General features: G+C 66.4%; 13 protein-coding genes and 4 pseudogenes. 7 read left to right on the plus strand and 10 right to left on the minus strand.

Features of this window, described 5'->3' with window-relative positions:
- Positions 1–37 precede the first annotated feature (37 nt).
- Entirely contained in the window at positions 38–1,954 is a 1,917-nt protein-coding gene (locus EOT10_RS39595; RefSeq protein ID WP_127833225.1) for a hypothetical protein, read from the minus strand.
- 654 nt (positions 1,955–2,608) lie between these two features.
- Here EOT10_RS39595 and EOT10_RS42445 point away from each other — a divergent pair.
- From EOT10_RS42445 to EOT10_RS42450, 3 genes and pseudogenes are all read left to right on the plus strand, one after another.
- Positions 2,609–2,764, plus strand: coding sequence for a hypothetical protein (locus tag EOT10_RS42445; protein ID WP_223281490.1), 156 nt, complete (start codon positions 2,609–2,611; stop codon positions 2,762–2,764).
- A gap of 33 nt (positions 2,765–2,797) precedes the next feature.
- Positions 2,798–3,288, plus strand: a pseudogene (locus EOT10_RS39600) (integrase core domain-containing protein); the annotation flags it as partial.
- 926 nt (positions 3,289–4,214) lie between these two features.
- Positions 4,215–4,445: a transposase gene (locus EOT10_RS42450; RefSeq protein WP_262985479.1), complete on the plus strand. Its 231-nt coding sequence runs from the start codon at positions 4,215–4,217 to the stop codon at positions 4,443–4,445.
- Between the two features lie 48 nt (positions 4,446–4,493).
- Here the strand turns inward: EOT10_RS42450 and EOT10_RS39610 are convergent, their stop codons facing one another.
- The 5 genes and pseudogenes from EOT10_RS39610 to EOT10_RS42455 all read right to left on the minus strand — a co-directional run.
- Positions 4,494–5,279 carry a pentapeptide repeat-containing protein gene (locus EOT10_RS39610; protein ID WP_189492704.1) on the minus strand — a complete coding sequence of 262 codons (786 nt, stop codon included), beginning with the start codon at positions 5,277–5,279 and terminating at the stop codon, positions 4,494–4,496.
- Positions 5,280–6,102: 823 nt separating this feature from the next.
- Positions 6,103–6,519: a hypothetical protein gene (locus EOT10_RS39615; protein ID WP_127833226.1), complete on the minus strand. Its 417-nt coding sequence runs from the start codon at positions 6,517–6,519 to the stop codon at positions 6,103–6,105.
- Between the two features lie 736 nt (positions 6,520–7,255).
- Positions 7,256–7,855: a hypothetical protein gene (locus EOT10_RS39620; protein WP_127833227.1), complete on the minus strand. Its 600-nt coding sequence runs from the start codon at positions 7,853–7,855 to the stop codon at positions 7,256–7,258.
- Positions 7,856–7,940: 85 nt separating this feature from the next.
- Entirely contained in the window at positions 7,941–8,582 is a 642-nt protein-coding gene (locus EOT10_RS39625) for an SMI1/KNR4 family protein (protein WP_223281491.1), read from the minus strand.
- Between the two features lie 135 nt (positions 8,583–8,717).
- Positions 8,718–8,870 (minus strand): annotated as a pseudogene (locus EOT10_RS42455) (site-specific integrase); the annotation flags it as partial.
- Here EOT10_RS42455 and EOT10_RS39635 point away from each other — a divergent pair.
- The 3 genes and pseudogenes from EOT10_RS39635 to EOT10_RS42465 form a co-directional block, all read left to right on the plus strand.
- A pseudogene (locus EOT10_RS39635) lies at positions 8,870–8,992 on the plus strand (IS5/IS1182 family transposase); the annotation flags it as partial. The pseudogenes EOT10_RS42455 and EOT10_RS39635 overlap by 1 nt on opposite strands.
- Before the next feature lie 75 nt (positions 8,993–9,067).
- Positions 9,068–9,742 (plus strand): hypothetical protein, encoded by a 675-nt coding sequence (locus EOT10_RS42460; protein WP_223281492.1) that lies wholly within the window; start codon positions 9,068–9,070, stop codon positions 9,740–9,742.
- A gap of 66 nt (positions 9,743–9,808) precedes the next feature.
- Entirely contained in the window at positions 9,809–10,582 is a 774-nt protein-coding gene (locus EOT10_RS42465; RefSeq protein ID WP_223281493.1) for a hypothetical protein, read from the plus strand.
- Positions 10,583–10,609: 27 nt separating this feature from the next.
- Here EOT10_RS42465 and EOT10_RS42775 read toward each other — a convergent pair whose 3' ends face one another.
- From EOT10_RS42775 to EOT10_RS39655, 4 genes and pseudogenes are all read right to left on the minus strand, one after another.
- Entirely contained in the window at positions 10,610–10,744 is a 135-nt protein-coding gene (locus EOT10_RS42775) for a hypothetical protein (RefSeq protein WP_262985478.1), read from the minus strand.
- Positions 10,745–11,017: 273 nt separating this feature from the next.
- Positions 11,018–11,141, minus strand: a pseudogene (locus EOT10_RS39645) (IS21-like element ISMyma9 family transposase); the annotation flags it as partial.
- Positions 11,142–11,329: 188 nt separating this feature from the next.
- Positions 11,330–11,761: a hypothetical protein gene (locus EOT10_RS39650; protein WP_127833228.1), complete on the minus strand. Its 432-nt coding sequence runs from the start codon at positions 11,759–11,761 to the stop codon at positions 11,330–11,332.
- 18 nt (positions 11,762–11,779) lie between these two features.
- Positions 11,780–13,402, minus strand: coding sequence for a restriction endonuclease fold toxin-2 domain-containing protein (locus tag EOT10_RS39655; RefSeq protein WP_127833229.1), 1,623 nt, complete (start codon positions 13,400–13,402; stop codon positions 11,780–11,782).
- 245 nt (positions 13,403–13,647) lie between these two features.
- On the opposite strand from EOT10_RS39655, the gene EOT10_RS39660 reads away from it, so the two are divergent.
- Positions 13,648–13,857: a hypothetical protein gene (locus tag EOT10_RS39660; RefSeq protein ID WP_127833230.1), complete on the plus strand. Its 210-nt coding sequence runs from the start codon at positions 13,648–13,650 to the stop codon at positions 13,855–13,857.
- The last annotated feature ends 104 nt before the right edge of the window (positions 13,858–13,961 follow it).

A 13,961-nucleotide genomic window follows, 5' to 3' on the forward strand; every position in this document is an offset into this window, starting at 1 on the left:
AACCTGGTGCTGCGCCCCACCAGCCGTCAGTAACCTGTCACGGCTTGGGCACGGTGCAAGCCACGGTCACCTTGGACGCATCGCAGTGCGCGAACTGGGGGAAGTCCACCCAGTACGGGTCCTTGTCCAACATCCGGTACTTGGTCGAGAAGCCCGAGCTGAACGCTCCACCCATCGAGGTGGAGTTGATCCATCCCGACATGGCCGAGCGGCCACACACCTCCGTCCATGTCGGAGCAGGCTCACGGACGTCGTCATACAGGTGCCAATTGCCCTGCGAGACGCGGGTGGCATAGGTCTGCACGCAGTCGTTGCCGGTGTCGACCTCGTTCATGCCGCCCATACTGGCGGGCATGCCGCCGGAGTTGTAGGTGGAAGCGTAGGCGAACTCGTCGCACGATGCCTTGTCCGTCGAGCTGATCTCGGGAACGGTGGTGGCGTCCGGGTTGCCGTAGGTGGCCGCCCACCCGTCAGGGCAGATCACCTTGCGATTGGCGTCCGGGTCGCGACCGGGCGCGTTCTTCGATGCGGCAGGCAGGTAGAACAGCGGCTTGTTGGCTGTCTTACTGCCAGGGTGAGTGGGCAGCTTGGCCTGGATCAACCAGGCGTGCGCTACGGCCGGCGGCGTCTTGTCGAAGTTCATCACCCACGTCGGGATGTATTTGTAGAAGGTGCAGCCCGGAGTGGCGGAGGAAATTTTGTCGCAGCGGATCTGCGCGCCATCGGCCTGCCACCGCGTCGCGGCAGGGTTCGCCACCGGCGAGTAGGCGGTGATCTTCGTGGACAGGTCCAGCCTGTCGGCGTTGTTCACCGCGTTCCAGGTGTGGTCGATCTTCCCGATCGCCGTGTGCGAGAACGGGTCCGCTCCCGACCACTCCAGCGCCCCGTCCCAGGACTGCGGGCCGTTGGAGCACCTGTCAGCCAGGAGGCAGTCGAACTCCACGTTGAGTGTCACCGAACCGAACTTCGCGTCGATCGCCACCGGCACGAGGATGAGTTGCTGGGTGAACGTCGCCGAGATCCCTGCCAGTTTCACCTCCTGACCGACGGCCCATGAGGCGTTCAAGATCTCACCGGTGGGCTGTCCGTCCTTGAAGACGATGCCCTCGTACTCGTACGTAAAGCTGCCGATGCACGCCTCATACCGCTTGATGTGCGAGTCGAGGAGATTCGCGCACCAGTCGACCAGGTGAGGCAAGTCCGCGTTCGCCCCCTTGATGAGGGCGTCGCGGGTGCTCTTGCTGGCGTCCGGCACCAGCCGCGAACACGGCTGAATCTCCGTCTTCTTGTTCAGCTTGCCGCAGTTCCAGCCGTCTTCGGCGCTTCGACCGGTGGGTGGTTGGGTCGGGTCGACCGTGGCCATGGCCGGCTGAGCGATCTCCTGTGGCTGCTGGTAGTCGTCCTGATTGACCGTCGGAGCGTCCTTGTTGGGCTCGGGCAGGGTGATGCTCACCGCCCGGCCGCGGGTATGGAACTTCGCCCATGACGACCAATCGGTCTCGTACAGGGTGCCGTCGAAGGCGCTCGTCCGGAAGACGTAGTTGGTGTTCGTCTTCAGGTCGCCGTACCTGAGGGTCACCGACGCCGTTCCTCCGGACGTCACGAAGTTGGACACCAGCACACCGTAGGGGGCGGGTTGGCCGGTGTCAGGGTCAGTGAGTTGGACCTGGGCCTTCGGGGTGCCGTCGGCGTTTGTCGTGTAGACCTGGAAGGTCAAGTCCGCCTTGTCACCGTCGGCGTCGGTGACGGTGTTGCTCAGCGTGACGTTGGTGCGATTGACCTGCCACACGCCGGCCGAGTCCTTGACCCCCGGCGGGCCGGCCTTTTGGTTCTTGCCGGAGACGGGCCGACTGCTGTTGGCCAGGGCGAGGGACTCAGGACCCGCCGCGGGCCGGGAGGACGGTGCATAGTCCCAATCGGGAGTGCCGCCACCGCTGTCGGCTGCGGCGGCCACGCCGCCGGATCCCAGGAGCAGGATCGAGCAGGCGCCGAGGGCGAGTTTCGACAGGATACGTCTTCTTCTGGAGCTTCCTAACAAGAGAAGTTTCCCCTCTGGCCCGCCCACATGTTCCTGCTGAGCGAGGCTCGCCGGTTGCAATTCGTCGAACTGTAGTTCTATGAATGCTTACCTAAGAGGGGCAAGGTCATCAATCGGGACATACAACATGAACTGGATGTAGCGGACGTGACGTTGGACACGGTTGCGCACCGTGGGGTCACGATTGCGTGAGGAAACTGTGAAGTACCTGAGTGTCTTGAGGCGAATTTGAGGTTCAGCATCGAAGCGGCGTCGGCGGCTTGAATGCCGCGGCAGGTCCATGGCCCGGCTGGACCCGAGTCCGGTCAACTCCCGGATCTAAGCTCGTTCGTTACCTTCCGTCCGCGTCGCACGGCGGGGACGGAAGGTTCCACGGCGTCCGACCGGCTGACGATCTTTCGAACATCGCAGGCGCTTTGTGCCGATAGGGCTTGCATCACGGTGTCGAGGAGGGCTCGGGCTTCGAGAGGGTTGCCGCAGCAATCCCGGTGCACATTGCCCCTGAGGGGCTCAATGAGCCATCGCTGCAGGTGGGGTACGTGCGGCTCAATAGTCTGCGACGCTGTGGCAATGATCGTTTCGCTGGTGTACCGCGCTGTTCGGGGACTGCTGTCGCTCCCGGAGCTGCTGCTCCGGCGGGAGGCGTCGGTGGCCGCCGAGGTGCTGGTCCTGCGGCACGAGAACACGGTGCTGCGAAGGCAGTTGACCTCGCCCGTGCGTTACTAGCCGGCGGACCGGTTCTGGTTCTGGTTCTCCGCTCTGTCCTCGTTGATACCCCGGCAGCGCTGGGCCCGAGTCTTCCCCGTCAACCCAGGCACTGTGCTGGCCTGGCATCGCAGACTGATCGCCCGCAAATGAGACTACAGCGCGCGCCGAACGCGCGCCGGTCGGCCTCGTCGGCGGCGTTGAAGAAACTGGTCCTGCGCCTGGCCGACGAGAATCCTCGGTGGGGGCACCGGCGCATCCAGGGCGAGATAGCGCGGCTGGGACACTCGGTGGCATCCGGCACCGTGTGGAACATTCTGCACGCGGCCGGGATCGACCCGGCACCAAGGCGGCCGGCGCCGAGCTGGAGGGAATTTCTGACCGCTCAGGCCGACGGGATCGTCGCGGCAGACTTCTTCCACCTCGACACCGCGCTCGGCCAACGCCTGTACGCCATGGCCTTCCTGGAACACGGAACCCGCCGACTGCACATCACGCCCGCAACCGCGCATCCCACCGAACAGTGGGCAGTCCAGCAAGCCCGCGAGGCCCGTAGCGCTCCAAAATGGCGTCACCGGGCCTGACCTCAGGAATCGCATCTTGCCCACCAGCCGTCCGGCATGATCGGTCCTCGTGCTGGTACGCATGCTCTACCTGATCACCACCCGGATCTTCGCGTGGCTTGTCCTGCTGTCCCGATCCTCCGCAGCAAAGGAGGTGGAGATACTGATCCTGCGGCACGAGGTCGCGGTGCTACGCCGCCAGGTCCCCGCCCCGAAGCCCGGATGGCCGGACCGGGCGCTGCTCGCCGCGCTTACCCGACTACTCCCCCGGGCGCTCCGCGGGCGCCGGATCGTCTCCCCGCGCACCCTGCTGACCTGGCACCAGCGCATGGTGAAGAAGAAGTGGACGCACCCGCCCTCCCCGGGGCGCCTACCCCTGGCGGAGGAACGGCGCGAGCTGATCACGCGGCTCGGGGCCGACAACCCCTTGTGGGGCTTCCGCCGTGTTCACGGAGAACTGTGCCGGCTCGGGCACAAGGTCAGCGCCGTAACCGTCCGCCGAGTCCTGCGCGCGGCCGGACTGGGGCCCGCGCCCCGTCGCCACCCGGCGCGCCACGAGTGGGCCACCCTCCTCAAGACCCAGGCCAACGGCCTGCTCGCCACCGACTTCCTCCACATCGACACCGTCGGACTACAGCGGCTGTACGCCCTGTTCGTCATGGAGGTGCACAGCCGCACCGTCCACATCCTCGGCGTCACCGCCCACCCGACCGCTGCCTGGACCACCCAGCAGGCCCGCCAGCTTCTCTGGCAGCTCGGCAACCGCGCCGCCGATTTCCACCACCTCATCCGCGATCGCGACGCGAAATTCACCGCAGCGTTCGACGCCGTCTTCGCGAGCGAGGGCATCACCGTGGCCAAGATCCCCCCGCGCAGCCCCAACTGCAAACCCGCACGCGGAGCGCTTCATACGGTCCGTACGGGAGGAGTGCACCGACCGCCTGTTGCTGTTCGACCGCGGCCACGCCGAGAGGATCCTCCACGACTACGCCCGCCACTTCAACGGACATCGGCCCCACCAAGGCCGCAACCAGCTCGCGCCCCTGGACGACCCGAACGTCATCCCCCTGCCGGCAGCCCGGATCGAACGCCGACAAGCGGTCTCCGGCCTCATCAACGAGTACCGCAAGGCAAGCTGATCACTCGCCGAAACAGCAGGTGAGAGGCTGTGAAGCGATTTTGACCCGTTACGGCCCGCCGGAGACCTTTGTGTTCGTGAAGCCGACCGCTCCGCCGGAGAACTCCGCGTGGCGGAAGTCGACCCCTCCGCCGGCGAACTTCGCATGGCTGAAGTCGACCCCTCCGGCCAAAGACTTCGCGCCGTTGAAGTTGACGTGCCCGCTGGAGAACTCAGCGCCCACGAAGGAGACGCGCCCGCCGCAGAACTCCGCGTAGTCGAGGTCCCCGCCGTCGAAGACAGCGTTCGTGAGGTCGAAGTCTCGTTTCTGCCAGGAGCGAGGGCTTGCGGCAGGCAGCCGTAGGTGGTCGCGTATGAGCCGGATGATGGTGTGCCTGACTTCCCGGCCGGCTAGGTAAGCGTGATGGCCTTCTTGATCACTGCTGCCGGGGTCTGGCGTGTAGGGCATTCGCAGATAGGCGCAGAGGACGTCGATGCACGTCTGGCGCAGTTCGATCGTGGGGGCGTCGTCGGCGAGACCGGCCAGGGCGTGGACACCGCCGAGCTGGATGGCAGGCGAGGCGTCGCCAAGTTGGGCGACAGCGGTGGTGAATCGCTCGGTGTGCAGTCTGGTGGCTTCCCGCAGAGCCCCGTCCTCGTCGACGCGCTGTTTGCGGTAGGCGACGACCAGAGCCACCAGAGCGCCGGCTCCGGCAACGACGCCGAACGACAGCTTCACCATGTCGAAAAGGGTCGCGGAGGTCAGCAGAGTCTCAGTCTTGACCTTGCGGGCGTCGAGAAGCACCACGAGCGTCCAAAACACGCTTCCCGCAATGACGATCGAGCCGACGAACACGAGAGTCAGGGCTCTACCGACGGGCCACAGACGCAGCCCACGCTCCCCGTTGTTCTGCCGTCGTATCCAGCCAGTTGGTATCCCCACGGAGCGTGACTCTAGGGCGTTCCGACTGCCGTGTGTGCTGACTCAGAGATACGAACCGCCCCAGGCTCTGACGACCGGATTCACCCGCGCGCGACGCAAGACCGTCCCAGCCTCCGCACTCCGCGGCCCTCGGTTCCTGCGACGTCGCCGCCGCCGGTGCTGCCGCAGGGCGGCGTGGTCGGAACCGGCGTCGGGTCATGCAGCTCCTCAGTGGGCTCTCTCGATCGGGTGAACACGCCTGCCCGCCCCAACCCTGGGCGGGGCGGGCATCGTCTGTGCGGGCATGAACCGGCCCCACCACACTCAGCCGGCGCGGTCAGCGTCACCATCGAAGGCGCCGACGAGGAGACCGTCCTCAAGTTCGCCCATGCCCTGTCCATGGCCCACAACGTGACCGGCCCCGGCGTGCCATGGCGGGTCCCCGGTCGGCCCGGCGGTGTACGGGCACCTCGGCGGCGAGGAAACGCCCGACCCGGTCACGTGCTGTGCCTTGCCGCCCGAAGACTGTCAACGGCGGGCGTAGTAGGAGGCGAGTGGGGGCGCCGGACCTTGCGCGCCCCCAGCAGGCATCGCTACCTGCCCCGGCGGATGCATCCCCGGCACAGGGTCGCAATCGCGGCCACGGTCCAGCCGGCTACGGGGCTGTGAGGTACGACGCCACTGCGCGGCTCCAGCCGCCTGGGGCGCCGCGGGGCCGCCCTTGCCGGGGGGGGGCGGCCCCGTCCGGAGCTCTGAGTCAGGCCCGCGTCGCGCGCAGCGCCGTGTACTGCAGGGCCGCGAAGCCGCCGACCGTGACGGCCTGCAGGGGGATCCACACCGCGCCTGCCGCCGTCGGCGACAGCCAGGCGCCGAGCGCGATCAGGCTGACCGCAGCCCAGGCCACGTTCGCCTCGATGACGGCGCGGACCGGCAGCACCGGCGGGCTCTTGCGCGCGGCGAGGATTCCGACGCCCGCGCCGTAGAGCGTGAGGAAGGCGCCGAGTCCCAGCAGCAGCCCCTGGTCCATGCCGAGGAACTGGCCAAGCGGCCCGGAGGCGGCAAGGTAGGCGAGTCCGTTGCCGGTGGTGACGACGGCGTCGAGGGCGAGGAAGCGGCGCAGCATGGTCTGCGGCTCGGAGGTACGGGCCAGGGCGGCGAGCTGAGGAGCGGACATGGCGGATCGGCCTCCGTGGGCGTCGGGGTCCGGTGGGAATGGTCTGCCAGGTCTCGGGCCGGAGTGCGCCGGCCCGAGACCTGGTAGGAACCACCCTGCCCGGCGGGCTGCGGACGGTCGATTACGTCACAGGTAATGCGTGCACGCCGCGGGTCACACACGCACGCCGTAGGTCACCCACAACCGCAGGAGTTTCCCCTCCGAACAGGCCGCGTTGATGGAGCACTCCTCGCGGGCGCGAGCGCCAGGATTGGAGTCACCACCGACACCGGTCAGGGGCTGGTGTGCGCCCGACCAGCGACGGGTGAGGCTTCGGTGATGCTGTGGCCAGGGCTTAACGCAGCCGAGTCACCGTGACCACCGCGTGCTGTGTGGTCCCTGCTTTCTCTGGGACCTCGACGACGACCAGGTCGTGCGCGACGGTGTTGTACGAGTCGCCCCCGGCGGTGTGAGCACGCCGGGGGCGGGCCGGAGTCGGCGAGCAGCGTTCCGAGGTGCGCGGCGAGCGGCCCGGGCAGGGTCTGCGACAAGGCGATGCCCCCGTCGGGCAGCCGCACGGCCAGGGCCCGCGGCCGCGCCACGGGGCCGGTGTAGCCGACGACTTCGGCATCGACGATGTCGCTGTGACGCAGTTTCAGCCTTAACTGCACCAGTACATCTCAAGCAAGCAGTCCCAACGGACTACCTGGGATACGCAAACCTCCCCCGGTTTCAAGAGGAATGACTGGAGCCGACATCAGCGCTGGCTTTCAGGATCGACAGCCTCCGGGAAGCCAAGCCGGTCGAGCAGTGCATCGAACAGCTCCTCAACGAAGACCTCCCCAGACCGGAGAACCTCCTGGACCGAAGCCACAGTGACCGAGTGGGCGAATCCCGCGGAGCGGGCCCAATCCAGTGCCCCCTGGGCATCGCCAGACACATGCGCGTCCAGTTCGGCGCGCTTACGGTCAACGGCCTCGGCAAACGCCGGCGTGCTGATCCACTCGCTCATGTCATCAACGTCATCGGGAACTTCTGCCCACAATCCGGCTGCCTTCTCCAGGTTCAGGCACGCTTCCCAGAGCTCCCCCTCCGGCCCCAGGCCCATCACCATCGCCACGTCACTGTCATATACCGAAGCCACGCAGGCCAGAGCCCCCGTCCACTCCACCAGCGCCCGCAGCGTTGCTTCGGGCTTCTTGATGACGTCCCCGCCGAACTGCAGCGTCTGCCAGCCCCCGACACGCGGCCAACTGACGTGGACTGTGTCCTTGCTCTGATCGATCCCGTCGAATACCGACGCACTGAGCAGGGGATGGCCGCTGCGACCGAAAACCAGCTCTCCCGAGAACCCCATCGTTTCTCCCCTCCGAGTTCGTGGGGGACAAACTACGACCGTCCACTGACAACGGAGGTTCAGAACGCACCTGGCGCGCCGACGGTCAAGGCGCGACTGCCCAAGCTTCAGTACGCCAGTTTGGCAGTTCCCTGTTTAGCCACTCCTCGACGGTCCTCCGCCAAAGATCCGAAGGATCGCTGTCGGCGACATCGGCCCAGGCGTCCTCGGCCATCTCGGGGTCGATGAACAGGCCGTCGAGGTAGGCGTCGAAGTTGTCGGCGACCTTCGTGAAGACATGGTTGCCCACGTATCCCGGCCAGGCGATGGCGTGGACGAACGCATGGAGCTGGCCATGAGTGGCCGGGTTCAGGTCCAGGAAGAGGGTGTCGCTGCCGCCGTTGCGGGCGATGGGTAGCAGGCCGGTCAGGGACACGTTCTCGGCAAGCCACCCGTCGCGACTGCGCCGGTACTCTCCCAGAAGAGTGCTCCAGCCGTACTCACCGGCACCGTCACGGCCCAACTGATAGAGGTCGTTGAAGCTATGGAACGGTTCAGGTTCACAAGCCGGCAGGTGGACTGAGTACTCCAGCCTTCTCCCACCCGCCGCTTCCAAGAACGAGCGGTAGGCGGGTGGCAGGGGCAGCCCGATTTCCCGTTCGAGCGCGTGACACTCACCCAGGTCGAACGGCCTGAACGGACCACCCATTAGGCGACCCCGATACCAACGCGAGAGTTCCTCAGACACGGACAGAGTGTCGCACCCCGCTCCGACATCCCCGAGGGCGCTATTCACCCCTCACCAACAGCCATCCATACCTACATTACTGAGCGCGGCCTTCGCGGACGTCTTCCGCATGCGGCGTGAAACGACCGTGTTATCTGCGCCGCGGCGGGCGTTCCAGGTGTTCACCGCCGAGCTGCCCCACAGCAGCTCCAGCGTCTCGCCGAGCTCGTCGTCCGCGACGGCGGCGAGCGGGCGCCCCTCGCCGATCCGCTCGGCGGTCTTCCCGATGGCGATGCCGTAGTTCCGGACGGCGCACCGCCGTCATCGAGGCATTCTTCGACCTCACCGATACGGTCATCACCGTGCGTAGTCTGATCCGGCAGGCATGGACCACCCACCGCTGGGGCGAACTCACGGACCGCCGACCATGACCGCACCCTTTATCCGCGCGGCCTCCTACAGAGGCCGCGACTCCGTTGGCAGTGGCCGGTGTTACGTTCTGTGACATGACCGATCACGCGCTACGGCTGCTGCGGCAGGACCGCCGCCTGGCCGAACTGGCCGCCTTCCCCTTCGACTTCGACCTGAACCGCGCCGCCCACTGCCATGTCGAGGAGGTCCGCCTCGCCTCGGGCGGACCGCTGGAGACGGTAGCCGGGGACGATACCGGCGGTACGTACTTCGTGTGCGCGGACGGCTCAGTGCTCTACGCCGACTCGGAAGGCGCCGCGGGGATCATCGGCTCCAGTGTCGACGAGACCCTGGAGCTCGTGATCGGCCTGCCCGGCTGGCGCGGCTACACACGTCTGTCGCCAGACGACGGCGAGGAGAAGATCCTGGCGCGCGTCGCGGAGACCGAGGACGGGATCCGTGAGTACTGCAGGATCGACGATGAGCGTGCCGAGCTCCGTGCGACGCTGGGCTTCCCGAAACGCTCCCCGATCGAGCTGGTGGGCAGGTTGCGTGCCGCGCTGCTGCGCACCGAGCCGGACTTCGTACTGCTCAACGCGGATGAGGGGTGCGCGTACGACCGAATAGGCCCGGCCGGTCCCCCGCTGTGGGAGCCAGTGCTCGCGGCGGGCCGCGCCGATCTCGCCTGCCTGCGGGAAGGCGACCGCACGGCATGGCGTGAAGTCGCCGAGGACCCGGTGCGGCGCCGGATCACCCTGCGGGCCGCATAGTTCGACCGCGCCGAGGGCGATCTGGAGTTGCTGCGGCATCTGCTGCGGCACGAGACACGGTCATCGATGACGGACGAACTGCGGCTCGCCGCCGTGCTGGTAGGGCTGCGCGGGGACACCGGAGATCTCCCAATGCTGCTTGAGATCCGGGAGACGGACTTCGACACGGCGTGCGGCCTGGGCGGCATGCCGGAACCGGGTGCAACCGCAGACGAGTTGCAACAGTGGGCGCGGGCGCTCGACGAGTCGATGTTCGGGACGGACCCGTCGGACGAGCCGGTCTCCACATGGACCGACCTGGCGCGGGACCAGGGGATGACAGAACTCGCGCGGGTGACACTGATCCGCGAACTCGACAACATCTTCATGGACCAGAGCAGACTCCGCCGCCCCGAGGCGCCCCGCACCCTGGCCACGGCTCCACTCAGCGGGCTCGCCCGGGACTTCGAGGAACTCAGCGACCTTCCCCAGGCGTTGCGCGCTCAGCGTTTGTACGCCGCCCTTCAGGAGACGGCATGGGACCGGGCCTCGGCCCTGCGCACCCTGGCCCGTCTGGAGCGGGAGCCGGGCCGACTGTCGCAGGCAGCGGACAGCCTGGCCGCCGTGCGCGACGCCCTGGCCGCCCCGGTGACGACTCACTGCGCCACTGGCAGCAGGTCAACCTCGGCCGCTACATCGCCGAGGAGCACTACCAGCTCACTCTCGGTCTGGCTGAAGCTGGCCGCCCCGAGGAGACCCGTGCCCTCCTCACGGCCGCCGACGCCATACTTGGCGAGCTCTCGGAGAACGCCGCGCACGGCGTCCGCGAGCTCGCCGAGCGGACCGCTGCGAGAGTGTTGACGTGGTGACGCACGAACGGGGGTCGCCTCAGTCCGAGGTGCCTCCCCACGTGCTTTCCTTGGCGCCCTCGCTCATCGGAAGCAGCCGCATGAAGGCGAACACGCTCGACACGGCGAGGTAGGCCAGTCGCTGCAGCACGATCCAGCAGCCTGACACGGCCATCCGGCAACCGTCGGCCACTCACAAGAACACGCAGGTCACGGGCTATGGATGGAGTATTCGGCACCCGCAGAGTACCGGGACCACTACAGCAGGCATCGGCCGCACAGATCCCGAGCCCAACGGCCGCCCGACGCCCAGGACCTATCCGCCCCCGGGCAAGACCCCGACGCCCAAAGCCCCCTACACACCCGCATCCTCGGCGGAGCAATCAACGAGTACCGACATGCGGCCTGAGCTTCAGCGATGACTTTTCGAGCCCCACAGCCGATTCGCCTTGGTGAGCCAGTCGGCCAGCTGGACGTTGACGTCCGCCGCCGAGGTGAACAACCCGCCCCGGCAGAAACGACGTCTCCAGATAGCCGTTCGCCCCCTCGACCAGGCCCTTAGCGTCCGGATCCCCTGACGGCACCCGCGCGGCCAGGTTCAACATCCGCGCGCTCGCCAGCGACCACAGCGGCCAGCACGTCCAGGACATCCTGCGCCTCCCTCAACCTCAGCAGTGGCAGGAGTGGAGCCAGAGCCGCGGGTTCGGCGAAGTCAGCGAGGTTGTCCATGGTCTGCTCAACCCGTGTGCAGGCCAGTTGGTTACGAAGTGACGACCCGCAGGTGCTGCTCAAGCTCCTCCACGATCTGCTCGCGGCCCCCTCGTGAGGGCACACGCCAGTCCGTGTCGAGCCCTCGGGTGACAGCGTCCTCAGTGGTGTAGCGGATCAGATCTGGGGAGGGAAGGTAGTGGTCCCGCAACCAGACAATGAACTCGGAAGCCTCCGTCGCGGTGTTCTCAGTGAGCATGATGGTATGCCTGGTCTCGATATCAGCGAACCCGTCGAAAACTACGCCTTCGTTGGTGAGGGCCCAGAAGCTGAGCGCGGTGGGTCGGTCCTCAGGTACGCACCTGACCTCGGGGAACTCTGCTTGTAGCGCTTCGCTGAAGCCTGCGAGATCGAGGTGCCAAGCCTGCGGATCCTTGGCCGGGGCGTAGAGGAGGAACGCAGACGTGTATTCCGTGATGTCCATGGTGCAAGCGTCTTTCGGCTATGGGACGTAGTGGGAAGTTCCCTTGATGCCCTGCTGAGCCATGAGGGTTTGCCAGTACGTTGCCGCGTCCTGGTCGTTCGTCACAATCTCAAGGCCGCGGATTTCCTTGTTGGCGGTCATGGCATCCCCGTACTGGCCGAGTTCACGTTCGTCCTTCTTCGTGAACATCGCCTCCTTGTTCCAGCGCTTCTTTCCGTCTGCGTTGTAGGTGTCCCCAAGGTTGTCGAGTGTCTCCGGCTTTCTCCAGCAGTCCTTGCCTTCGTCTTTGACGTACTTGGAATCGATCATGTACCCGTCGGCCGGGCGCATGCCGTCCGCCGCCTTGTACGGGCTCTTTGACGTGGGCAGCAACGGGATCTTCCGCTCGGGGTAGCCGGCCGTGCGCAGCTGATAGGCATTCTCCGGACTGGCAGGCTGGTTCTTCGCACTCCCCAGGCCCAGAGGCTCGAGCCCATTGACGAAGGATTCGAACTGCTTGCGTTCCCCCGCGCTCAAGAGGCGCGTAGTTCCGGGAACCGGTGGCACAGGTTCCGCGAACGGAATCTTCGGGTCAGGAGGGCTGTACGAGGCGGGGACGATGCCTGAAGCGGGCCCGTGGTACGACGCGAGGACCAAAGGCACCGGCGCCGGCACGGGCAGGGGTATGAACGGCGAGAAGGGCAGACTGGGGCGACTGTCCGATCCGCGAGGAAGCTTCACCCGCTTCTCCGCAGTGTCCAGAGCGTGGGCGACATCACCGAGCCGGTGAATCCAGGGGTCGTTGAGGACAGCGTCCTTGAGGCCACCGTCATCGCCATTGCCCCCGAACATCGGCGAGTCCCAGGGAGCATCGACGTGAAAGAGGTCCAGCTTGTGTTGCTGGATCTTCAGCTTCGCATCCTCAACATGATCCGCGTAGCGATCGCACGCCTTCGCGAGCTGATGACATGCCGCCACCAGATTCGCAACGAGAGCCTCATCCTGCTGCGCATTGTCGGGCGGTGAGGCGAACCCGACAAACCCAGCAAAGTACTTGCGGAACGAGTCCGCAGCCTCCCCGGAGTGCGCCTTGTCGGCAGTGTGAGCGCAGGCTTGGGCGTCTTCCAGGAGGCGCAGCATCAGCTTCCCGCCCGCCCGCCATGATCCGGCCACGTCGCGAAGCTTCTCCGGTGAGCCACGGAACCGGTCACTCATGCCTCCGGGAGCGTACTGGTCCCACCCCGACGTCTCCCCGATGACCTCTTCCAGCTCCTGCCCCCGACTGAGGAAACTCTCCTCGCAGTCCTCATAGGGATCGCCCATGTTGTCGGTCAAGTCGACCTGCTTGCCCAGAAGCTTCGAAGCGATCTCGCTCTCCTTGGCCATGAACTCACGTGCCGTGTGCATCAGACCCCGGCCGGTCTCGCTCATCACCAGAGTGCTGAAGCCCATCTTGTCCAGAGTCGTAGAGGCGGCCGACTCGTAGACCTTGGCGAACTCATGGCCAGCGTCATCATCGCCCGCCATGCCCTTCTGCCGGGACAGTTCATGGAACAGGGCGATGGTCGCACCCCGCATTCCGGGCATCACGTGCTTGACCATCATCATTGAGGCTTTGATCATGCCGCTGCTGATGAGCTGCAGGTCAGCGGGCATCCCCATGTCTGTCTCCTCCCCGTAAGCGAACCAAGTGGGGTGGGTTCGCCTCATCTTTCTATCGCATCAAGATCCAGTGCCCCAGACCGCATCCGGCCGCCACAGCGAGCAGCCCCCGCCCAATCGGGCGGGGGCTGCTCGCTGTGCGACGGCTAGAGATCTTTAAAGGTGCGGGTTACGGCGGGTCGTGACGGCTGTCGTGGGCCGCGCTATGCCGGGACAATGCCCGCCTAGCCCAGGAGGAGTGCGACATGACCGATGACGAACTGTTCGAGGCCGTCCGGGCCCGGGTCAGGGCGGGACGCCCAACCGATGAACCTTCCGCGGTGACGGTGCCCGAACCCGCTTCCCTCAGCGCCGTCGAGGAGGTGGAGCGAGTTGTGGGCTACCCCATGCCACCGCTGGTGCGTCGCCTCTATCTTGAGATAGCCGACGGAGGGGTCTGCTGCACGATCGGGTGACATCTGAACTGGCTTGCCCTGTGGGGCGGGTGGGAAGGATGTCGCTGTGCCCAAGCCTTATCCGGAAGAGTTCCGCCAGGACGTCGTGCGGGTCGCGAGGAACC

Origin of the sequence: Streptomyces antnestii, assembly GCF_004005495.1 — a bacterium.
GTDB classification, from domain to species: domain Bacteria; phylum Actinomycetota; class Actinomycetes; order Streptomycetales; family Streptomycetaceae; genus Streptomyces; species Streptomyces antnestii.